24 protein-coding genes are annotated in these 22794 nt (G+C 45.0%); 23 read left to right on the plus strand and 1 reads right to left on the minus strand.

The features are described from left to right. The first annotated feature begins 4 nt into the window (after positions 1-4). From spoIIIAG to MHB84_RS23420, 22 genes are all read left to right on the plus strand, one after another. The gene (gene spoIIIAG, locus MHB84_RS23315) at positions 5-643 is read left to right on the plus strand and encodes a stage III sporulation protein AG (protein WP_076291876.1); all 639 of its coding nucleotides are present in this window, start codon (positions 5-7) and stop codon (positions 641-643) included. Positions 644-708: 65 nt separating this feature from the next. Next, complete coding sequence (locus MHB84_RS23320) at positions 709-1548, plus strand: SpoIIIAH-like family protein (RefSeq protein WP_076291877.1); 840 nt, start codon at positions 709-711, stop codon at positions 1546-1548. A 139-nt stretch (positions 1549-1687) separates the two neighbouring features. Next, the gene (gene accB / locus MHB84_RS23325; RefSeq protein WP_076291928.1) at positions 1688-2152 is read left to right on the plus strand and encodes an acetyl-CoA carboxylase biotin carboxyl carrier protein; all 465 of its coding nucleotides are present in this window, start codon (positions 1688-1690) and stop codon (positions 2150-2152) included. A gap of 55 nt (positions 2153-2207) precedes the next feature. Continuing rightward, positions 2208-3551 (plus strand): acetyl-CoA carboxylase biotin carboxylase subunit, encoded by a 1344-nt coding sequence (gene accC / locus MHB84_RS23330; RefSeq protein WP_076291878.1) that lies wholly within the window; start codon positions 2208-2210, stop codon positions 3549-3551. Positions 3552-3777: 226 nt separating this feature from the next. After that, positions 3778-4188 (plus strand): Asp23/Gls24 family envelope stress response protein, encoded by a 411-nt coding sequence (locus MHB84_RS23335; RefSeq protein ID WP_024630996.1) that lies wholly within the window; start codon positions 3778-3780, stop codon positions 4186-4188. Between the two features lie 148 nt (positions 4189-4336). Further along, a complete protein-coding gene (gene amaP, locus MHB84_RS23340) occupies positions 4337-4876 on the plus strand; it encodes an alkaline shock response membrane anchor protein AmaP (protein WP_076291879.1) in 540 nt (179 codons plus the stop codon). Between the two features lie 14 nt (positions 4877-4890). Then, positions 4891-5124, plus strand: a complete 234-nt coding sequence (locus tag MHB84_RS23345; RefSeq protein WP_053784412.1) for a DUF2273 domain-containing protein — start codon at positions 4891-4893, stop codon at positions 5122-5124. A gap of 195 nt (positions 5125-5319) precedes the next feature. Beyond that, the gene (gene nusB / locus MHB84_RS23350) at positions 5320-5772 is read left to right on the plus strand and encodes a transcription antitermination factor NusB (RefSeq protein ID WP_063565701.1); all 453 of its coding nucleotides are present in this window, start codon (positions 5320-5322) and stop codon (positions 5770-5772) included. Between the two features lie 229 nt (positions 5773-6001). Next, on the plus strand, positions 6002-6859 hold the full coding sequence (folD, locus tag MHB84_RS23355) for a bifunctional methylenetetrahydrofolate dehydrogenase/methenyltetrahydrofolate cyclohydrolase FolD (RefSeq protein WP_076291880.1): 858 nt from the start codon (positions 6002-6004) through the stop codon (positions 6857-6859). Between the two features lie 9 nt (positions 6860-6868). Continuing rightward, complete coding sequence (gene xseA, locus MHB84_RS23360) at positions 6869-8233, plus strand: exodeoxyribonuclease VII large subunit (protein WP_076291881.1); 1365 nt, start codon at positions 6869-6871, stop codon at positions 8231-8233. Beyond that, on the plus strand, positions 8223-8480 hold the full coding sequence (gene xseB, locus MHB84_RS23365) for an exodeoxyribonuclease VII small subunit (protein WP_063565703.1): 258 nt from the start codon (positions 8223-8225) through the stop codon (positions 8478-8480). The genes xseA and xseB overlap by 11 nt, the downstream gene beginning before the upstream one ends. Further along, on the plus strand, positions 8473-9378 hold the full coding sequence (locus tag MHB84_RS23370; RefSeq protein WP_076291882.1) for a polyprenyl synthetase family protein: 906 nt from the start codon (positions 8473-8475) through the stop codon (positions 9376-9378). Before xseB ends, MHB84_RS23370 begins: the two co-directional genes overlap by 8 nt. 281 nt (positions 9379-9659) lie before the next feature. Further along, entirely contained in the window at positions 9660-11567 is a 1908-nt protein-coding gene (gene dxs, locus MHB84_RS23375) for a 1-deoxy-D-xylulose-5-phosphate synthase (protein WP_076291883.1), read from the plus strand. A 69-nt stretch (positions 11568-11636) separates the two neighbouring features. Beyond that, a complete protein-coding gene (locus MHB84_RS23380; RefSeq protein ID WP_076291884.1) occupies positions 11637-12482 on the plus strand; it encodes a TlyA family RNA methyltransferase in 846 nt (281 codons plus the stop codon). A gap of 84 nt (positions 12483-12566) precedes the next feature. Further along, positions 12567-13052 carry a hypothetical protein gene (locus tag MHB84_RS23385; RefSeq protein ID WP_076291885.1) on the plus strand — a complete coding sequence of 162 codons (486 nt, stop codon included), beginning with the start codon at positions 12567-12569 and terminating at the stop codon, positions 13050-13052. Between the two features lie 124 nt (positions 13053-13176). Further along, positions 13177-13626: a transcriptional regulator AhrC/ArgR gene (ahrC, locus tag MHB84_RS23390; protein WP_063565708.1), complete on the plus strand. Its 450-nt coding sequence runs from the start codon at positions 13177-13179 to the stop codon at positions 13624-13626. A gap of 57 nt (positions 13627-13683) precedes the next feature. Beyond that, entirely contained in the window at positions 13684-15402 is a 1719-nt protein-coding gene (gene recN, locus MHB84_RS23395; RefSeq protein ID WP_076291886.1) for a DNA repair protein RecN, read from the plus strand. 120 nt (positions 15403-15522) lie between these two features. Further along, positions 15523-16854: a SpoIVB peptidase gene (spoIVB, locus tag MHB84_RS23400; RefSeq protein ID WP_076291887.1), complete on the plus strand. Its 1332-nt coding sequence runs from the start codon at positions 15523-15525 to the stop codon at positions 16852-16854. Between the two features lie 192 nt (positions 16855-17046). Continuing rightward, positions 17047-17862: a sporulation transcription factor Spo0A gene (gene spo0A / locus MHB84_RS23405; RefSeq protein WP_076291888.1), complete on the plus strand. Its 816-nt coding sequence runs from the start codon at positions 17047-17049 to the stop codon at positions 17860-17862. 573 nt (positions 17863-18435) lie between these two features. Next, positions 18436-18639, plus strand: a complete 204-nt coding sequence (locus tag MHB84_RS23410; RefSeq protein WP_256716941.1) for an EAL domain-containing protein — start codon at positions 18436-18438, stop codon at positions 18637-18639. A gap of 199 nt (positions 18640-18838) precedes the next feature. Continuing rightward, a complete protein-coding gene (locus tag MHB84_RS23415) occupies positions 18839-19384 on the plus strand; it encodes a diguanylate cyclase domain-containing protein (protein ID WP_256716937.1) in 546 nt (181 codons plus the stop codon). Beyond that, positions 19381-19635, plus strand: coding sequence for a hypothetical protein (locus MHB84_RS23420; protein ID WP_256716938.1), 255 nt, complete (start codon positions 19381-19383; stop codon positions 19633-19635). The genes MHB84_RS23415 and MHB84_RS23420 overlap by 4 nt, the downstream gene beginning before the upstream one ends. Before the next feature lie 112 nt (positions 19636-19747). Here MHB84_RS23420 and MHB84_RS23425 read toward each other — a convergent pair whose 3' ends face one another. Next, complete coding sequence (locus tag MHB84_RS23425; protein ID WP_341143067.1) at positions 19748-20473, minus strand: hypothetical protein; 726 nt, start codon at positions 20471-20473, stop codon at positions 19748-19750. A gap of 279 nt (positions 20474-20752) precedes the next feature. Between MHB84_RS23425 and MHB84_RS23430 the strand changes: the two genes are divergently transcribed. Continuing rightward, the gene (locus MHB84_RS23430; protein WP_076291891.1) at positions 20753-22711 is read left to right on the plus strand and encodes an AraC family transcriptional regulator; all 1959 of its coding nucleotides are present in this window, start codon (positions 20753-20755) and stop codon (positions 22709-22711) included. Positions 22712-22794: the final 83 nt, after the last annotated feature.

A 22794-nucleotide genomic window follows, 5' to 3' on the forward strand; every position in this document is an offset into this window, starting at 1 on the left:
TCCGATGAGGCAATGGCTCAAAAAGATGGAAAGCTGGTTCGGCGGAGGAGAAGGTGGGCAACGGCGCAGTCAAACCTTTCGCTGGCTGATTATCCTTGGTTTGATCGGAGTCGGAATTATGCTGTTCAACTCTTTCGTCAATGTCAAAAAGATTGATTCTGAAAATATCGGTCGTGAGCCTCCTGATCCGGCTACATCCATGGCATCCATACAGACGGATCCGACGGATCAGAATCCATTTCAGGCGATAGAGGTCGCATTTGAGGACAAGATCAAGGGTGTGCTGGAAAATATCGTAGGTGTGGGAACTGTTGATGTGATGGTTACCGTTGATTCTACAGAGGAGCTTGTTGTACAGCGTAATGTGAAGGATTCGCAGCAGCTCACCGAAGAAACGGATGCAAGCGGGGGCAAGCGACATATGACGCAGTATACCCGGGATGGCGAGATTATTACGTATGAAATATCAGGGGATCAGACACCGATTGTCACGAAAAAGCTCAAACCGCAGATCCGGGGCGTGCTTGTCGTTGCCAGAGGTGCAGAGAATAAGGTTGTGAAGGACCTGATTACAGATGCTGTGGAAAAAGGACTGAATGTTGCGGCCTACCGGATTTCGGTTGTTCCGCGTAAGCAGGATTAGTCCGAAACCATGAAACACAAGATTTGATGTCATAAGAATGAAGCCAATTCGAGGAGGAAGTTCTAATGAATAATAAACGTCAAACGGTATGGCTCGTATCCATGCTGAGTCTGATGGTCATTTTGTCCGCCTATTACCTGTTCACTGAAGATTCCGGTCCGGTTAATACACCTGTAGCTGAGAGCACGCAGGTGGATGGTATGAAACAGGGAGAAGCGAAGGAAACGGCTGGAATCCTTGATCCGACAGAAGGTCTGGTTGTGAATGAAGTGGTGAATGGCGGCGAAGTTACAGGGACTGAAGGAGATCAAACGGCAACTGAATCTGTGGATAATCCTGCGGTTGTAGATGGTAAAGAAGCTGGAGACACCGAGAAATCACCGGCTGCGGAATCCGGTGAGAAACAAGGTGAAGCAGGTAAAGACAGCGAGAAAGGGACCGACAAAGGCGCTGCAACCACTCCTGATGCAAGTTCTGGAACAGACAGCAGTGCAACGAAAACCGATGAGGACGTTCTCAAGGAGATGGAAGAACAGAATACCGCGGCGTCTGCGAGTAGCCAGTTCCAGAACTACCAGTGGCAGCGTGAGGAGAGCAACAATCGAAAGTATGAAGAACTTATGACCGTTGCGGGTGATCTGAGCAAAACACCAGAAGAAAATGCCAAAGCAACAGAGCAGCTTCGTACGCTGGAAGAAAAAGAAGCCAAAATCAATGGTATTGAAGAAACCTTGTCGCAGCAGTTTGCCAATGCCATCGTTCAAGAGGATGCCGATAAGTATAAAGTCGTTGTTCTCAGTGACAAACTGGATGTAAAACAAGCGGTTTCCATTGTGGATCTGGTTATGAAAGAACTGGCTGTATCCCAAAATAAAATCAGCGTGCAATACGTGACAGAACAGTAATCTAAAATATGGAAAAGTAGCCCCGAGAGCTGGATTAGATCTCGGGCTCTTTCCATTTTTAATGATTATGATATAATACATAAAGCCATATGACCGTCCTAGTGAGACTGGCATGATGCCGAAGGAGTGAATAATGGAAATGTTTAAATTGAGTGAGATCAAAGAGCTGATCAAACTGGTAGATGAAAGTTCCGTTCAAGAGTTGGAAATTGAAAATGAAGGATCACGGTTGTCGATTCGCAAACCGGGTAAAACCGAGTATGTTCAGGCAACTGCTATTCAACCGCAAATGATTGCTGCACCACAGGTGCAACCGGCTGCAGTTGTAGCTGAGGCTGCTCCGCAAGTCGATACTACAAGTCATTTACATAAAATTGTATCTCCGATGGTAGGTACTTTTTACAGAGCTTCCTCGCCGGAAGCAGGTCCTTTTGTAAGCGCTGGTGATAAAGTTGTTGAGAAAACAACGGTATGTATCATTGAGGCGATGAAGCTGATGAACGAGCTTGATGCAGATATCAAGGGAGAAATCGTTGAAGTGCTGGTTGAGAACGGACAGCTGGTTGAGTATGGACAACCCCTGTTCCTGGTAAAACCGGAATAACGGTTACAGCCGCATAACGTCAACTGCATGAGCTTCGAAGGAGGACAATAACGAAATGAAATTTCAAAAAATACTGATTGCGAACCGTGGCGAAATTGCGGTACGTATTATTCGTGCCTGTCGTGAAATCGGCATTTCGACGGTAGCAGTCTATTCGGAAGCGGATAAAGACTCCCTGCATGTTCGTCTTGCAGATGAAGCGTATTGTATCGGGCCTACACTTTCGAAAGACAGTTATCTAAACTTCACAAACCTGATGAGTGTAGCTACACTGACGGAATGTGATGCGATCCACCCAGGCTACGGATTCCTGGCAGAGAACGCTGATTTTGCAGAAATCTGTGGTTCCTGCAATATTACGTTCATCGGCCCATCTCCGGAAGCCATTACTAAAATGGGTGATAAGGCTGTTGCCAAACAAACGATGAAGGATGCAGGTGTACCTGTCATTCCGGGGTCCGACGGTTTGGTTGAAAATATGAATGAAGCCATTATGATTGCAAGAGATATTGGATATCCTGTCATTATCAAAGCTACCGCTGGTGGTGGAGGTAAAGGGATTCGTATTGCTGAAGATGAAGAAACACTGATCAAGCAAATAACAGCTGCCCAGCAGGAAGCACAGAAAGCTTTCGGTAATGCCGGAGTATATTTGGAGAAATTCCTGACAGGCATGAAGCACGTGGAGATTCAGATCATTGCAGACAAACATGGAAATGCAGTGCATCTGGGTGAGCGTGATTGTTCCGTTCAGCGTCGACGTCAAAAGCTGGTGGAAGAAGCACCTTGTCCAATCATCTCCGAAGATGTGCGTACACTGATGGGAGAAGCCGCAGTACGGGCAGCGCTTGCCGTGGATTACTCGGGAGCAGGTACACTTGAGTTCTTGCTCAGCCCTAACGGTGAATTCTATTTCATGGAAATGAATACACGTATTCAGGTCGAACATCCTGTAACAGAGATGGTTACAGGAGTGGATCTGATCCGCGAAATGATCTCGGTAGCTGAAGGCAATCCACTTTCTTTCCGTCAGCAAGATGTTGTGATCAATGGCTGGTCCATTGAGTGCCGTATTAACGCAGAAGATCCGGACCGCAACTTTATGCCGTCACCAGGCAAAATTGGTTTCTACCTTGCACCAGGAGGACCGGGTGTACGTGTAGATAGTGCAGCTTATCCGGGATACACGATCTCTCCTTATTACGACTCCATGATCGCTAAATTGATCGTATGGGGAGCAAACCGGGAAGAGGCCATCGCGAAGATGAAGCGTGCATTGGCTGAGTTCGCGATTGAAGGCATCTCCACAACGATTCCTTTTCATCAGAAATTGCTGGATCATCCAACGTTTGTTCGGGGTGACTTTGATATCAAATTTCTTGAGGAAAATGAGATTTAAAAGGTATATTGGGCTTGTTTGTCATAATGTAGCCCAAATGATATAGTATGTAATAATAAGAGCGCATGTCTCCTGCAGAGGATAAGCCGCCGCGCATACGCGGATGAAGGTTGCAGGAGTTCCGGTAAAGCCGGACCGGAAGGGTTCTGAAGGCCAGATTGGCCTGAGTACCAGCGCCCTGACGGATGGCCGCAAACTTATTTCGCGAAAGGTGTGTTGAACAGTTATGAGTACACTGCCGACAGAATTTGAACGAACGGATATCGGTGAAATCCAGATCGCACCTGAAGTTATTGAAGTGATCGCTGGACTGGCTACAGTTGAAGTCAAAGGTGTTGCAGGCATGAGCGGCGGATTCGCTGGTGGATTTGCTGAATTGCTTGGTCGCAAAAACCTTTCCAAAGGCGTTAAGGTTGAAGTAGGTCAGCGTGAAGCTGCCGTGGATGTTTCCGTAATTATTGAATATGGTTACCGTCTGCCACAGGTGGCTACCGAAATTCAACAGAACGTGAAACGCTCCATCGAGAACATGACAGGATTGAATGTGAATGAAGTTAATGTGCACATTCATGATGTTCAGTTCAAGAGCACCGAGAAAGTGGAAGAAATCGACCTGAACAGTCAGCGCGTAAAATAAAAGAAGACAGATTCCCCCGGCATCACTGCCGGGGGTTATCCCGTCTTGGACAGGTCTTCATAAAAAGCGGAAACTTACACCTGAGGATCATCTTTTTGCCAGAGGGCAGGTTAAGCCATGTTAGTGAGCAAGGGAGGCTGTGCAGTTCGTGGCTAAAATACTGGATCGGCTTCTGTTGTTTATATACAGCATAAGCGTTGGAGCAATATCGGCAGCAGTCATACTTCTTATCAGTGGTGTGCTGCCTTACGAATTGAATTACCAGCAGGAACAAAACGTCATTATTGCAGCAGTTGTTGCAGCAGCGATTTTGTTTATCCTGAGTTTGCGATTTTTCTACATCTCGGTTCGGCGTGATCGTGCTTCATTGCCGTCTGTAGATCAGCGTACTGAGTATGGTGATGTGCAGATTTCGATGGAAACGATTGAAAATCTCTGTCTGAAAGCGACTTCCCGATTCCGGGGAGTACGTGATGTCAAAGCTCGTATTCGTGTGGTTGAATCCGGACTGGAGATTATGATCCGTGCAGTAGTGGATGGCGAGACGCCAATACCGACGCTGACAGCCGATCTGCAGAAGGCAATTCATGATCATGTACAGGAGATTACGGGTATCCCGGTTTCTTTTGTCACCGTGTATATTGCCAACGTTACCCAGTCGCCTAACTACAAGAGTCGAGTGGAATGAGGTGAGTTTCACTGATGCTGTGGAGAGAGATTTGGGATAGTCACAGAGGCCGAATTACCGGAATTGTCGGCGGCATCTTTTTTGGATTTCTTTATGTATGGATCGGTTTTTGGGATATGTTGTTCTTTGCACTCTTGGTGTTCATCGGTTATACGTTAGGCAGACGAAGCGACTCGAAGCTGGGCTCGTTCATTCCCTGGAGGGAATGGGGGCAATGGCTTGGCGATCGCTGGCGTCCCTTTAAGTGAGCCACCTGAACCCTGCAATATGTTTCTTCCGAAAATAGAGCTGTAGTTTAGGTTGCCCGTTTTTTGGAGGAAACGATTGCAGGTTTTTTTGTGAAAAGGGATAACAATATAATAAGATCTCTGATTCCATCAAAGATTTTATATTTTAAAATAAGCATGATGACGCTCCACAGGGAGCGCTGCAGGAGGCAGGACATGAAAAGACGTTTGGCAAGGGAAATTGCAGTACAAAGTCTGTATCAGATGGAAATGAATGAAGTGGGCGCAGCTGAAGCCGTGAATATGCTGATTAATGAAGCCGCTGAAGACAATGAAACCGAAGTGGTTATTCATGATGCAGATGTAATGCGTACCTACGTGACCGAAATGGTACAGGGCGCATGGAACAATAAAGAAGCGATTGACGGATTATTGGTCGATTATTTGAAAGGCTGGCAGATTAGCCGTCTGTCACGTGTAGACCGCCAGATTTTACGGCTTTCCACGTATGAAATGGTGTTCCGTGATGATATTCCGGCAAAAGTATCCGTCAATGAAGCGATTGAATTGTCCAAATATTTTGGTACAGATGAATCGGGTAAGTTCGTTAACGGCGTACTTGGGCGCATGATTCAGGAAGTCAGCACCATCAAAGCAAAACTGTCTTAAGTTACAATTAACTACAGTGCGTGTTCAAAAAGACCGATTTTCAGTACCGAGAAGATGGGATGAAGCTAGAAATGAAGTAGCGGAGCGTAGGGGAAACTACGTGAGCAACGGACATTTCGGCTGAATTTCATATTCGATGCTGATGATGCCGATAGGCATCCTTCGTAATCAAAAGCGGACTTTTTGAACAACCTCTAAAAATATGTTCACATAAGGGAGAGAGAGTACAGTGACAGCATCTATTATTAACGGAAAAGAAGTATCCCAAGAAATGCGCGCAAGCATGACAACAGAAGTGAAACAGCTTAGCGAACAGGGGGTAGTACCTGGTCTGGCTGTTGTGCTCGTCGGTGAAGATCCGGCATCCCAAGTATATGTGCGTAACAAAGAAAAAGCATGTCATGACCTCGGTTTCTATTCCGAAGTTCATCGTTTGGATGCAAGCACGTCCCAAGAGGATCTGCTCGCGCTGGTGGACAAGCTGAACAAACAGGAATCCATTAACGGTATTTTGGTTCAGCTCCCATTGCCGAAACATATCGAAGAGAAAGCGGTGATTGATGCAATCGCCGTGGACAAGGATGTGGACGGATTCCATCCAGTTAATGTGGGGAACCTCGTCATTGGAGACGATAGTTTATTGCCATGTACCCCTGCGGGCGTAATTGAGCTGATCAAGCGTACCGGTCTTGAAATGTCAGGCAAACATGCCGTAGTTATCGGACGCAGCAATATTGTCGGTAAACCGGTATCCTTGCTGCTACAACGTGAGAACGCAACGGTAACGATGTGTCATTCTCGTACAGCGAACATGAAAGAGATCACGCGTCAGGCAGACATTCTTGTGGTTGCTATCGGACGTGCAAACTTTGTGGATGCCGATTTCGTCAAACCGGGTGCCGTTGTAATTGATGTTGGGATGAACCGTCTAGATAACGGCAAACTGGCAGGGGATGTGGATTTCGAAAGCGTGAAGACGGTATCTGGTCCAATTACACCCGTTCCTGGTGGCGTTGGTCCAATGACGATTACCATGTTGATGCAAAATACACTGATCGCTGCCAAACGCGCTCACGGATTGGCGTAGGTTGAATCTGTGGCAGATCAAAAGATCTACTCCATCAAAGATCTGAACCGATACATCCGGATGAAACTGGAATCAGATCAGGTACTGTCGGATGTATGGCTGCGCGGAGAGATCTCCAATTTTACACATCACTCCAGCGGTCATATGTATTTTACATTGAAGGACAAGGACAGCCGAATTAAGTCCATTATGTTTGCTTCCCACAATCAACGATTGCCCTTTGTACCGAAGGAGGGTGCAAGGGTTATAGCTCGTGGTAATGTCTCGGTGTATGAGCGGGATGGACAATATCAGTTCTACGCTACACACATGCAACCGGACGGTATTGGAAGTCTGTACTTGGCCTATGAGCAGCTGAAAAAAAAGCTGGAGGACGAGGGACTGTTCTCTACATCACGGAAAAGACAGATTCCCCGTTTTCCACAGACGATTGGTGTGGTTACTTCACCTACAGGTGCAGCGGTAAGGGATATCATGATTACATTGCAACGCAGATATCCTTCTGCCCAAGTGATTCTGTATCCAGTACTCGTTCAAGGTAAAGGTGCGGCTCCTTCCATTGTGAAGGCCATCAACAACCTGAACCGAATGGGCGAAGCCGATGTGCTGATTGTCGGAAGAGGTGGCGGATCACTGGAGGAGTTATGGGCTTTTAATGAGGAGATCGTGGCAAGAGCGATTGTGGGTTCGGCCATTCCTGTGATTTCAGCGGTTGGGCATGAAACGGATTTTACAATTGCCGATTTTGCTGCTGATTTACGTGCGGCAACGCCTACGGCTGCTGCTGAACTGGCAGTACCCAATCGAGCTGAGTTGCTTGATCAGATCGCTCAGCGTCAGCGTCAGCTGCAGCACAGTTTACGTCAGCGTGCTGTTCATAATCGGGAGCGACTGGCCAGATTGCAACGATCGCCTGTGCTTGTGCATCCTAGACGTACCTTAATGCAGCATACGGAGCGACTGGATATGCTGCAGCAGCGTCTTCTGCGAACTGTAGATACACGTATGAAATGGACAACTGAGAAACAGGAGCGTTTGCGTGCAGCGCTACAACGGTTCAATCCTCGTGAACAGGTGAACGCAGCAAGACGTGAGAATGCATCAGCTCGGCGTCAGCTGGAGATTGCAATCCGATCTATTACGAGAGCGAAGCAGCAGCAGTGGAAATCATCTGTACGTCATCTCGATGCGCTTAGCCCGCTCAAAGTAATGTCACGTGGATACAGCCTTGTCTATGACGAACAGGAACAACGATTGATCAAATCGATGAAGGATGTACAACCTGGAGATTCGATAAAGATTAAATTAACAGACGGACAGCTGGACTGTCAGGTTTGGGGAATGAAGGAGGACGACAATACCCATGGCGAATGAACCGGAATTGAATTTTGAAGAGGCAATGGCGGCATTGGAAGACATCGTAGGTCAGCTTGAGCATGGTGATGTTCCACTGGAACAGGCCATCGATTTGTTTCAGCGCGGAATGAAACTTTCCCAACTTTGTGGTTTGAAGCTGGAACAAGTGGAACGTAAGATCGAGATGATCGTAGAAGAGGATGGGGAACTTCGCAAAAAACCGTTCGGCGCTGCCGTCGACGAAAGCGGTGAAGTCAATGAGTAATCGTCCTTCGTTTGAAACGTATCTTGAGGAAGTTACAGCTGAAGTGACGGGAGAGTTGAAGCAGACTCTTCCTGTGCACTGGGATGTACCTCAGTCACTGGTTGACGCGATGCAGTATTCACTTATGGCCGGGGGCAAACGCCTTCGTCCACTTCTGGTCGTTGCTGCGGCGGAAGCCTTCGGTGCACAGCGTACAGCTGCATTGCCGGTAGCCTGCGCCGTGGAGATGGTTCATACGTATTCGTTGATCCACGATGACTTGCCTGCCATGGATAATGACGACTATCGCAGGGGAAAATTAACGAACCACAAAGTATTTGGTGAAGCGACAGCAATATTGGCTGGCGATGCACTGTTAACGCATGCTTTTTATAGTATCGTTCAGTCTGGTCGTCGCAGCGGTGTGTCTGCAGATGCATTGTTGTCCATTGTGGAGGAGTTGTCCGAACTGGCTGGAGCAAGAGGTATGGTTGGCGGACAAGTGGCTGATATGGAAGGCGAGCAGGGCATGACAGATCTTGCCCAATTGCAATACATTCATCTGCACAAGACTGGAGATTTAATTGTGTTTTCCCTCATTGCCGGCGCTCGTATTGGTGGTGCGACAGAAGGACAGTTGGAGGCGCTGCGTGTATTTGGTAGAGACCTGGGGCTAGCTTTCCAGATTCAGGATGATATTCTGGATTTGACGGGTGACGAGCAGAAAATGGGCAAGAAAACGCAAAGTGATGTGAATCAGCAAAAGGTTACTTACCCTTATTTTATTGGTATGGATGCCTCTCTTCAAGAGGTGAAGTCCCTGACGCAATCTGCGAAAGATGCACTCGGCAGAGCGGAGTTACCAGACCCTTCCAGACTGATGGAGATCGCAGATTATCTGATGAGTCGAGATCATTAGTTTTGGTTGAGCGTCACTGTTTCAAATCACCCAGAATCGTGTAATCAATTTAATGTGCTTTTTCTGGGTTTCATGAAGAGGGTCTGTTCCAACTGGAGATAGAAATACATATTGAGGAAGATCATACGAACCTTGCTGGCGAAAATGCTCGTTATCTGGAGTATGGTGCCGTAAATTATGATTCTTGTTCTTTTATGTTATAATGTTTTAATGTCATTTAATAAACTGTGTATATATGGATTACACCAAATCAAACAATCTAGGAAAGCGGGGAGATTCTCGTGCTGCTTCCACAAATTAAACAACCCAGTGATCTAAAGTCGATGTCTCAGGATGATCTCGTTCTTTTGTCGGCAGAGATCCGGCAGTTTCTGATTGAGAAGCTGTCCGTTACAGGGGGCCATCTCGCACCCAACTTAGGAGTGGTTGAGCTCACGGTAGCCCTGCATTACTGCTATAACAGTCCAGTGGACAAAATGATCTTTGATGTAGGGCATCAGGCATACGTACACAAGGTGCTAACGGGGCGAATGGATCGCTTCGATACACTGCGTCAGCATAATGGCCTATGCGGATTTGTTAAACGTAACGAGAGTGAACATGATGTATGGGAAGCGGGCCACAGCAGTACATCATTATCTGCTGCGATGGGTATGGCGCTTGCCCGTGATCTCAAGGGTGAAGACAATCAGGTGATCGCGATGATCGGGGATGGAGCGCTTACAGGTGGTATGGCCTTTGAAGCTCTCAATCACATCGGTCATGAGCAGAAAAAACTGATGGTTATCCTCAATGATAATGAAATGTCCATTGCTCCGAATGTCGGGGCTATGCATAAATATTTGAGCAAAATTCGTTCCGATCGCCATTATTTGAAAGCCAAGGATGACGTGGAAGGAATGCTCAAGAAAATTCCTGCCATCGGGGATCGTTTGGCCAAATCGGCGAGCTGGATTAAAGATAGTGTCAAATACATGATGGTTCCAGGAGTTTTGTTCGAAGAGTTGGGCTTTACCTATTTAGGCCCCATTGATGGACACGACATTCCGAAATTGATTGAAACGTTCAAACAGGCGGATAATGTGGATGGACCTGTAATGGTTCATGTGCTGACAACCAAAGGTAAAGGCTATCAGCCAGCTGAGGCGGATTCACACAAATGGCACGGAATTTCTCCGTACAAAATTGAATCAGGTCAAGTGCTTAAAGCTGTAGGAAAACCGATGTACACGGAAGTGTTTGGTAAAACGTTGATTGATCTTGCCAAGCAGGATAAACGAATTGTAGCGGTAACACCAGCCATGCCAACAGGTTCAGGTCTCATTCCTTTCAGTAAGGAATTCCCTGATCGCATGATTGATGTGGGTATTGCCGAACAACATGCAGCAACCATGTGTGCAGCACTGGCAATGGAAGGCTTAAAACCTGTTTTTGCCGTCTATTCGACGTTTATGCAACGTGCGTATGATCAGATTGTACATGATATTTGTCGTCATAACGCCAATGTCATGTTCGCCATTGACCGTGCCGGATTTGTCGGTCCAGATGGTGAAACGCATCAAGGTGTGTACGATGTGGCGTTTATGCGTCATATTCCGAATATCGTTCTGATGATGCCTAAGGATGAGAATGAACTGCGCCATATGATGAAGACGGCGCTTGAATATAATGAAGGTCCAATTGCTTATCGTTATCCACGAAACAATGTTGTAGGCGTGCCTCTTGATGATGAACTCATTCCGATTCCAATCGGTACATGGGAACAGCTTCGTCCATCTGAAGGTTATGCTATCGTCGCTTCAGGATCAATGGTACAGCTTGCTGAAGAAGCTGCAGAGACGGTTAAAAGAGAAGGCATTACGGTTGGCGTAATTAACGCCCGCTTCCTTAAGCCGCTTGATGAGCAGATGCTGCGTGATCTGGCAGTTCGAGGCACGAAGTTAATTGTGCTTGAAGAAGCATCACAAGCAGGCAGTATGGGCAGTGCAGTTCTGGAGTTTTATGCAGAACAAGGGCTACACGATGTTCATGTGCAACTGATGGGCATTCCGGATCGATTCATTGAACATGGCAGTATTGAGGATCAAAGAGCTGAAGTGGGACTCACGGTTGAGAATGTGAGCTCAGAGCTGCGTAGTATGGCAGCCCAATCTTCATATGGTATGTCCAGAACTCGGTTCCCTTCATAGAATGGAACAATCAGAGGAACTGGAGCACATTATTGATTAATCAGGATTACTACATGATAGGAGAAAGACATGTCACTCCCGAAAGAACGAATTGATGTTCTGCTGGTTGAGCAAGGATATTACGAAAGTCGTGAGAAGGCAAAAGCTGCAATCATGGCTGGACTGGTATATGCAAACAATGAGCGGATTGAAAAAGCGGGCATGAAGATTCCACGGGAAGCCGAACTTAAAGTAAAGGGTTCAGTACATCCCTATGTCGGTAGAGGCGGATTAAAGCTTGAAAAAGCGATCCGTCACTTCGATCTCGATATGAATGGACTTGTGATGCTCGATATCGGTTCATCCACAGGTGGATTTACCGATTGTGCCTTACAACATGGTGCCTCTCATGTATATGCCATTGATGTAGGTTATAACCAGCTAGATTGGTCACTCCGTAACGATGAACGGGTTACTGTAATGGAAAGAACCAATTTCCGTTATGTGACTCCCGAAGATCTACATGGACCTGTGCCGAATTTTGCCAGTATCGATGTATCCTTTATTTCGCTTAGAATTATTTTGCCGCCGCTGCTGGCACTTCTAAAGCAACCGGCAGACATTGTGGCGTTAATTAAACCTCAGTTCGAAGCAGGCCGTGAGAAAGTCGGCAAGTCCGGCGTCGTTCGTGATACTAAGGTTCACAAGGACGTTTTGCAGACGATGCTTCGTTTCGCCAATGAGCTTGGATTAAAGCTAAAAGGTTTAACATTCTCGCCGATCACAGGCGGAGAAGGAAATATTGAATTTCTCGCTCACTGGCGTCTGGAAGAACCAGAGGCAACACAACAAGAGAACGTTGAGGCTTCACTTGATGCACTTGCAGATCAAGTTGCAATGGAAGCTGCCCATACATTTACAGGAAACTCATCATAAGATGAGTTTCTTTTCGCTGGAAAGGTGACATTCTAAAAGGAAATCGGTTGTCGAATCTCGAATATGTCTTCGAGGTGAGCGATGATGGATGGGCAATATGACACAATTGTTATTGGTGTACTTGCTGTCTGCTTGATTTTATGGCTGTTCTTTGGCTTTCGGAATTGGGTTAATCGTCCGATTCCAGTAAGCTTGTCGGGTATGCAACTGAATTTAGAAATTCAGGATTCACCGGCAGTGGATCTGCTTGAAGCGGAAGGATATGAAGTCATCGGAGGTAAAATGAAAATCCCTTTAGCCTTTGAAGCGGATGAATCCGTTTATTACAGCAGGCTTTTCATTGATTATGTAGCAGAGCGGGATGATGAGAGATATCTGGTGAAGACGTCCCGTCGCAGGCAACCTCTTGAACTTACTGGACCCTCCCTGCGAGATCGCTTCCTGTATTATTTATTGTTATATCCCGGTTGTGAAGGGTTGCTGTATGTGGACATGGAGGAATCGAATATCAAGGTAATCAGGCTCATGGATTATCAGGAAGACGTGTACGATGGAGATGATCTGGACTAAGGGTATTTATGAAACCTGAGAGTTGTTTATATAACGAATGACGAATTGCAGGATGACAAACTTTAAGGAAATAAGAATTAGCCGTTTTATGTAATACATTGAACTATTTTAACTGGAGGCATGTATGAAAGGACAACGACACATTAAGATACGTGAAATCATTAGTCAAAACGAAATTGAAACCCAGGATGATCTGGTTGAAGCATTGCGTAAATCCGGATTTCAGGTGACTCAAGCCACTGTATCACGGGATATTAAGGAGCTTCTTTTAATCAAGATCCCCATGGATGATGGACGATATAAATATTCACTGCCTACAGACCAACGATATAATCCGATTCAGAAACTGAAACGTGCCCTCGTGGACAACTTCTTACACATCGATCATACAAACAATCTGGTCGTGATGAAATGTTTGCCTGGCACAGCTAATTCCATTGCTGCCTTGCTCGATAATATTGAGTGGACGGAAGTGATGGGAACCATCTGTGGAGATGATACCATACTCATCATCTGCCGGACGGAAAGTAACAGCGTGACCGTAATCGAGCGGATTATGGGTTATATTTCTTAGAATATAATGGTTCAAAAACATAATTTCTGAGTGAGTCATCCGGAGGTGTTTTTGCAGATGTTAGTTACATTATCGATTCGTAATCTGGCTGTTGTAGAAGAAGTTGATGTTGTTTTCCACCCGGGCTTCCATGTATTGTCTGGTGAAACGGGAGCGGGTAAGTCAATCATTATTGATGCCTTGGGTCTAATTGCTGGTGGACGAAGCTCTGCCGATCTGATCCGCTATGGATGTGAGAAGGCCGAGATGGAGGCTCTGTTTGAAATGGAGCCAAGCCATCCGGTATGGGAAACGCTGGAGAAGCTTGGCATCCATTGTGAGCCGGAGGAGCATCTGGTGATTCGCCGTGAACTGAATACTCAAGGTAAAAGTACATCTCGTATTAATGGCCAATTGGTCAATTTGACGATGCTCCGTGAAGTCGGAGAAAAATTAATTAATATTCACGGACAGCATGAACATCAAAGTTTGTTGCGCGCAGAAAGCCATCTGGGGCTTCTGGATACATACGGGGCAGCAATCATCGGTCCAGTCAAAACGGAATATCAGGAACGCTACAGTAAGTTTATTACTGCGGAAAAAGAACTACGTGCACTTCAGGAGTCAAGTCAACGTGCGTATCAATTGCTGGACATGTACCGGTTTCAACTTGAAGAGATTGCAGCTGCTTCTCTAACACAGGGCGAGGATGAATTACTCGGAGAAGAACGGGTCAAACTATCCCATAGTGAGAAAATGATGGACAGTGTTGCTGGCGCATATGATCTGCTTAGCGGTCAACGTGGGTTAGAAGCAGTAAGTATTGCATTGTCACGGATTGAAGATATATCGGGATATGACAGCAAAGGGCTACAGCCTATAGTTGAACAGCTGCAGTCTGCATTTTATCAGTTGGAAGACGCGACGTTTCAGTTGCGTGATTATCGGGAGAAAATTGAATTTAACCCGGGTAGATTGGAAGAAGTGGAACAGCGACTGAATCTGATTTCTGGCCTCAGACGGAAATACGGCGACAGTGTGGAACTTATTTTGAATTATTATGAACAGATTAGCCATGAAACCGATCAGCTGGAGAACAAGGATGAACGTCTGGAGAAGCTGCGTAATGAACGTGACAAATTGCTCAAATTAGTCATGGAGTCTGCCGAGGAACTTAGCCGTGTTCGTAAACAATGTGCCGAGGAACTTGCAGCGCAGGTGGAGAGTGAGCTGAAGGATCTGCAGATGGAGAGAACGACGTTACGAGTTCAGATTACGCCTTTTGAAGACGCAAAAGGGATTGAGTGGAATGGGCGTCGTATTCGTCTAACGCGTCAAGGTGCAGATAATGCGGAATTCTTGATTTCTCCGAATCCAGGTGAGCCTTTACGTCCGCTCGGTAAGATTGCTTCCGGTGGTGAGTTGTCCCGAATGATGCTCGCGATGAAGAGTATTTTCGCACGTCATGACCGGATTCCAGTTTTAATCTTTGATGAGGTGGATACAGGTGTGAGCGGAAGAGCAGCACAATCCATTGCGGAGAAATTATATCGTCTGTCTTCTACTTGCCAAGTTTTCTCTATTACTCACTTGCCACAGGTCGCTTGTATGGCGGATCATCAGTATCTCATCGAAAAGCATGTGTACGACGGACGCACGATGACACAAGTGGAATCGCTGTCAGACGAAGGCAGAGTGAAGGAATTGGCACGTATGCTGGGCGGTGTGGAAATTACAGAAAAAACGCTGCATCATGCACAGGAAATGCTGAATTTGGCGGAAGCCAAAAAAGGGTGAAACGAGCGGCTGGCGTAATGATTGACAGTAATAAAAGCCTGGGGGCGAGGTTATCTTATAGGTACGCAATTGGCGACCACCTTTCGTCAAGCGAAAGAAGCAAAGGGAGTGTGACAGCCATTGAATTCCCCCCTCAGGAAGAAATTGCTAGGTCTTTTATTTGCCTTCTTTCTATGTGTGATTAGCCAGGCCATTCAGCCTGTGCAAAGTTATGCTTCATTGCCTGATGAACTCCAGGTATTTGCAGGCAGGCAGGCAGACGTTCATCTCGCTGTACCGGCTGCTTCAAGCGCTGTCGTGGATCGTCCTGACATCGTCGGTTTTGATGGAAAGGAAACTGCGGTTCACGTAACGAAGCAACAACCTTTGCATCTTCATCCCCAACAAACGGGACGTGCCAAATTAACGTTGAAGTTGTGGGGCAAAATTCCGGTAAAAACGGTTAACGTAAACGTGATTCCGGATTTGCGTGTAGTACCAGGGGGACAAACCATTGGCGTCAAAGTAAAATCCGCAGGCATTCTCGTTGTAGGGCACCATCTGGTTCGTTCTGGACAAGATGAACGTGTATCCCCTGGAGAATCAGCAGGCATTAAGCTTGGAGATCTGATTACCCATATGGACGGTAAACGCCTTGATGGTGTATCGGGTGTAGCTGAAGCAGTTGAGCTTGCTGGCAAGAGCAAAAAAGGAATTGATGTCGTTTTAAAACGCGGTAAAGAAACGGTCAAAACCCGTTTGACACCTGCTTATGACGCTGAAGACAAAGCCTGGAGGCTTGGGTTGTACATTCGTGACTCCGCCGCAGGTGTAGGAACATTAACCTTCTACGCTCCGGATCAAGGCGTATATGGCGCTCTGGGACATGTCATTACGGATATGAACACGCAGACCTCCATCGTTGTCGGTAGTGGTCAGATTGTTCAGTCCAATGTAACGTCAATCTCTAAGAGTGAATCCGGTGATCCGGGTGAAAAACGAGCTCATTTCCTGAAAGAAAGCAAAATTTTGGGCAATATTGAACGTAATACGGCTTTTGGTATCTTTGGTAAAATGTCCGGAAATCCTGAACATAGTTTGTATTCAAAAGGGATTCCTGTTGCTTTCTCTCATGAAGTAAAAGAAGGTCCGGCAGAAATTCTCACAGTTGTTGAAGGTCAGCAGGTTGAGCGTTTCTCAATTGATATTGTTCACGTAGCAGACCAATCCGAACCGGCGACCAAAGGTCTGGTGCTTCGTATCACAGATCCCAAGCTGCTGGATAAGACCGGGGGCATTGTACAAGGCATGAGTGGCAGCCCCATTGTTCAAAACGGAAAACTGATTGGAGCTGTGACGCATGTGTTCGTCAATGATCCGAAATCAGGTTATGGCTGCTTCATTGAGTGGATGTTACAAGATGCAGGAGTCATGATGAAAAAGGAACATGCAAAAAACCTTAAGGCGGGTTAACCTCCTTAAGGTTTTTTTGTCGAATGCAAACATATAATATCGGATAATGAAATAAATTATTTATTATATAGCAATGAGAAAAAAAAATAAAGAAAAATAATTTTCGACAGAAGGAATTTCCTCTCCTATGTCGAAAATTTAACCTGTAAGGAAATGTACGAAACGATGTTTAAATTAAAGGAGGATACCGTTTTGCAAAAAATTGAGGTATTGCTGGCCGATGATAATCGTGAATTTACGAATTTGCTTGCCGAATATATATCCGAACAGGAAGATATGGAAGTAACCGGAATTGCTTACAATGGAGAAGAAGTGCTGCAGTTGCTGGAGCAGACTCGCGATGTACCGGATGTACTCATTCTGGATATTATTATGCCTCACCTGGATGGACTGGGTGTACTGGAGCGTCTGCGCAACTTGAATTTGTCTCCACAGCCCAAAGTCATTATGCTTACGGCTTTCGGACAAGAGAATATCACGCAGCGTGCCGTGCAACTCGGAGCTTCTTATTACATCCTGAAACCGTTTGACATGGAAGTGCTCGCGAATCGTGTACGTCAACTGGTTGGCACGCAAACCACGATCTCCACAGGTGGTGGTGGCGGTTCATCGATGTTTATGAACAAGTCCAACGTGGTGCCGATGGGTAAACACAAAAATTTGGATGCAAGCATTACGTCCATCATACATGAAATCGGCGTTCCTGCGCATATTAAAGGATATCAGTATCTACGCGAAGCCATCACAATGGTGTATAACAATATCGAAATTTTGGGTGCTATCACGAAAACGCTGTACCCAGCGATTGCCGAAAAGTTCAAAACAACGCCGTCTCGCGTCGAACGTGCCATCCGTCATGCCATTGAAGTGGCTTGGACACGTGGCAACATCGACAGCATCAGCCATCTGTTTGGCTATACGATCAATATCAGTAAGTCGAAACCGACGAACTCGGAATTCATCGCGATGGTTGCTGACAAGCTGAGAATTGAGCATAAGGTATCCTGAAAGGATCAGGATTAGTGATCATCTAAACAAATAAATTAAACTTATTTACACATAAAGAACACCACGTTTTTGTTGAGTCTTTCAAGACCAATAAAACGTGGTGTTTTTTGCGCGAAAAATATGTAAATCATTTTTAGAATAATGAAGCATCCTTTATAAAAAAAGGAGCGATTGGAATGAATCTTTCTCAGATATATATTTGAAATGGTGAAATTTTTTACAAACTTTTACTTGCAGTTAACGCTTTCTCAGCTAGAAAGTGGTACGATGTGACCACTGACAAGATCATCATTATAGGTAAAAAGATGAATTATATGAAGAGAACGACTTTTTTTAGTAAATACATAAATGAACCATACAATTCTTTGAAATATTAAATAAATCCCCTCAACAATCTATGCTTAGTTACAGGCAATTCACCGGACTTCAAAAAATTATGCGTAATAAAATGCTTGCTACATATTTTCAGCCAATCTTGAATCTGCAGAATGTGAGCTGTCTTGGATACGAAATATTAAACCGTCCTCCCATCAACCAGATTTTATTAAATTGGACAGAGCACTGATTAGTCGAGTGGACACACTTTCGGATCAGCAGCACATTGTAAGAATTCTTAAACAATTTGCTGTCGACTCGGGGACGAGTATCATCGCTGAAGGCATCGAGCGTTACGAGGAAATTCAATTTTTGCGACATGAAGGTATCGAATACGGTCAGGGTTACGCACTTGGAAGGCCTGACACAGTATTAAGGCCATCTCCATTATCTTTTCCATAGGGGATAATTAAAGATTTAAAAGTAGATGGTATGGCTATGTACAAAGGAGGCGAATGTTATATTAACGCAAATAGGTGAGATAGCCGATACGATTCCTATAGTAACGCCTGAAACAAAATGTGATATCGTCTACCATCTTTTTAAATCCAATCCCAATCTGGAAGGTGTAGCGGTTATGGGAGAACAAGGAGTGTCATTAATGATGCGAGCTCGTTTCTTCCAGCAGATTGGTACACAGTATGGCTATAATTTGTATATGGGACGCCCGGTGGAACTGGTTATGAACGCCCGGGCACTGGTCGTCGATTACGCTGAACAGATTACGGATGTAAGTGTTCTGGCTATGAATCGATCTGAAGAAGAGTTATACGATCTAGTGCTTATAACAGCTGAAGGCGTTTTGTTTGGAGCAGTTAGTATCCGACGTCTGCTGCTCGCTGTGGCTGATGTTCGTGCCGAGATGGCTATTTTTATGAATCCCTTGACAGGTCTTCCAGGTAACCGAATTATAGATGAACGATTGTATCAGTTACTTCAGCTTGATTATTTTAGTGTTCTATACATAGATTTGGATCACTTTAAATCCTACAATGATAGCTATGGGTTCAAAATGGGGGATCAGCTCATTCAAGCTACTGCTAATCTGCTCCGGAAACTTTTTGTTTTTCCTGAGGCTTTTCTTGGCCATATCGGTGGAGACGATTTTATTGTGATATTAAATCATCATGAATTTAGACACGTTTGATCACAGGTTTTGAGCAGATCAAGGGTACGTTTTACAATCAGGAGGACTTGGATAATCAATATGTTTTGGGCGAAGGGCGTTCTGGACTGAACCGACCTATACCGCTTGTTTCGGTGTCGATCGCTGTGGTCACGAACCACAGACAACAGTATGAAAACATTGATCAAATTGTGAGTGAGGCGACGCGGGTTAAAAAAGTATGTAAATCGGTGAATGGCGGCATTATTTGTGCAAATGAGGAGGTCGTATAACCAGTAATGTCAGGAAACACATTAGATACGGAAAAAACCGTTATTTACAGGTAGAAGAGACCTGTAAATAACGGTTTTGTTATTGGAGAATAGTTATTTATTATGTAAGCTATTAAACCCGAATGTCCAGCAATGTATAGGATGGGGCAGGGGATGCATTTGATTGCGTCTCTTGAATTTTTCCTGGTTCTTTATCATTCTGCGTGCCGTTGGAAATCTTCGATTTGTTTTCAGCCTTATTTTCTTTATTTACTTCCTTATCTTCATTTGCAGGAGATTGTGGAGTAGAATGGATAGCTTCTGTTGGTACCGGTTGGTTGATTTCTTTTAATTTTTCCCCGATGGACTGATCAACCTTTCGGATTTGAGAATCAATCTCTTGAACCATCTCACGCTTCATTTGAAAAACAGTTTGTTCAGCGTTCTCCAGCATCATCGACTTGCCCATATCGTTTCCAGCGTCATTATCGAGAACGATCCGGTCGAAGCGGGTTTCCCCTTCTAGTGTTTGAATGGACCCGTGCATGCGATCACGCAAACCTACCAGTTTGCCTAACTGATCATAAGTCTGGCTATGTTTGATTAGATGACCCATTGCCGGAGCCTGATTTTCGCCAGAGAGCTCAGACGGTTGCGGCTCCTGTTTTTTAGGTTGCTCAGACTGCTTCAATTTATTTTTTTCTTGAATCTCCTCGCTTTTGATTTGAGCGATTTGATTATCGACCTGTTGGATGAAACTCGTTATAGATTTAACTCGTTCCGCCTTAATTTTGGAGTCCAACTGATCATTAGATTTGACGGATTGCAATTCTTCATTAAGCCTAATTTTTTGTTTCATAAGTCCCTGAATTTCCTTATCTCTACTGGAGACTTGGCTCCCTGAGGTGAAGCTGCTTTTGGATGCAGGTGAAATTGAATTCATGGTCTTTTCCCCTTCTTCGTTATATCGTGGATCTACTTACATATATCGGATGTTACAAGAAGCAAATGAAGACACGCTTGCTAATAAGTTCACTTTCACTTCTTTGTTGCTTACTTGCTAATAATAATTGATAATGGTTATCAATAAGTGAAGGACTGTTTAGTCAATCTATTTAGACGGAGTTGGGTTAATGAAATGTGGAATAATTATTACATACTCTGGAACTATGCTGCTGTGAGTATTGCGGATATACGTTATATGGAGTTGGGGCCAACTGAGGAGCTAACATATAAATTTCCTGCGAGCACGTTTGTATTCACCATCCAGGGTAAAGCCTATGTAACCATAAACGACCAGAAGCATGAAGTAAGTCGTTTTTATGTTCTTCATGGTGGAAAGGGAAGCGTACTGCATATTGAAGCTGGACAATCCGGACTGAATCTGTTTTACCTTATGTACAAAGTAAGTCTGCCAAGTGGAGGAAGAACCGATTTGGGCAACATGATGGAGCGCATGAATCCATTTCAGTTAACCTATGGTTTTGCCCCCAATTCACCAGTTGTGCTGTATGAGCAAGTAAAACAGATACACACGTTTTGGAATCAAAAGAACCCCATACATCATTTTCAGGCAAAGAGCCTGTTTTACCCTTTTGTAGAGAAGGTATCAGCACAAATTCCTCATGCTGCAACTCGCTATTCCGTTACGGATCAGGTCAGTAAAGTCATTGAAATTGTGGAATCCTCTTATGCGGAGTCATTGACGTTGCATGTTTTGGCTGAGAAGGTCGGCAGCAGTCCCAGAAGTCTGTCCCGCAAGTTCAAGCAGGCCACGGGTTATAGCCCAATTGACTATTTGATTCAGTTCCGTTTGTTCAAGGCCAAGGAGATGCTGCTGTACACCGACGCTACATTAGATGAGATTGCAGCAGGTATCGGTTATCCGGACGGATATTATCTGGGACGTATGTTCAAAAAACATACAGGCCTTTCTCCACTTCAGTTCAAGGAGAAAACATCCGGTCCCCTAAAGTGGCCTGATCTGACATCGACCTTGGCTCGAAATGACATTTCCAGTGGAAGAGCTGGAAGGTATGTTTATAACGATGATGATAATCATTATCAATATAAACACGGAGGGTCATTGTACATGAATAGACAGACAAGAACGGGAATGCTGCTTAGTATTTTATTAAGTCTCACTTTACTGTTGAGTGCCTGCTCGACAGGGGCAACTAGTAATTCTGGGGGAGAAAATGCGGGAAGCAAAGGGGCTTCGAGTGCCACCAGCACAGTAACGGCAGATAGCCAATCGAACAATTCCGAGCCTCGGGTCATCTCGACGGTTAAAGGAGATATCACGGTCCCGGCTGAACCCAAGCGAATTGTAGTTGATTTATATTTGGGAAGTCTGATTGCTTTGGGAATCAAGCCAGTCGGTACACCGGAAATGAACTTGAAAAACCCCTATTTTACCAAATCTCTTGAGGGTGTAGAAAATATTGGTGAATACGAAACCATTTCTCTTGAAAAGGTATTGGAACTTCAACCAGACCTGATTGTCACAGGTGATCCTGATTTGTTTGATTCTTTTAGTAAAATTGCGCCTACGCTTGTTGTTCCTTATGGTGAGTTGAAAAATACCCATGAAGAGATCGCTTATTTCGGTAAAGCATTGAACAAAGAAAAAGAGGCCGAGTCATGGTTGGCCGATTACGACGGACGAATTGCGGACGCCAAGAAGCGTGTCAGTGAAGCAATCGAATCAGATGCAGAAGTATCAGTTATGCAATTTTACGATAAAGCACCATTAGCTTTTGGTGATAATTTTGGGCGTGGAGGTCAGGCTGTATACAGTGCTCTCGGATTGAATCCTCCAGCAGACAAAAAGGAGATATTAATGAAAGATCAGCTTGTTGAAGTTTCGTCCGAATCCATACCCGAATTTGCCGGTGATTACATTATTCTTACGGCAGAGAACCTGACTGTAGAGGAATTGAAATCTAAGCCAGTATGGAGTTCACTTGATGCCGTAAAGAATAATCGTGTGTTTATCTGGAGTCCGGATCGTTCATGGTACTTTGACCCTATTGCAACGTTGGATCAGACCGAGGAATTGGCAGCTTGGTTCACGAAGACAGCGGATCAAAAGTAAATCTTTCGGATCATTGGTTGGTGAAATTGAATCCTGGTCAAAATACAGTTGATAATGAAAATTATTATCATCTATAATGAGGG

This window comes from Paenibacillus sp. FSL F4-0087, from assembly GCF_038020215.1.
GTDB classification, from domain to species: Bacteria; Bacillota; Bacilli; order Paenibacillales; family Paenibacillaceae; genus Paenibacillus; species Paenibacillus taichungensis.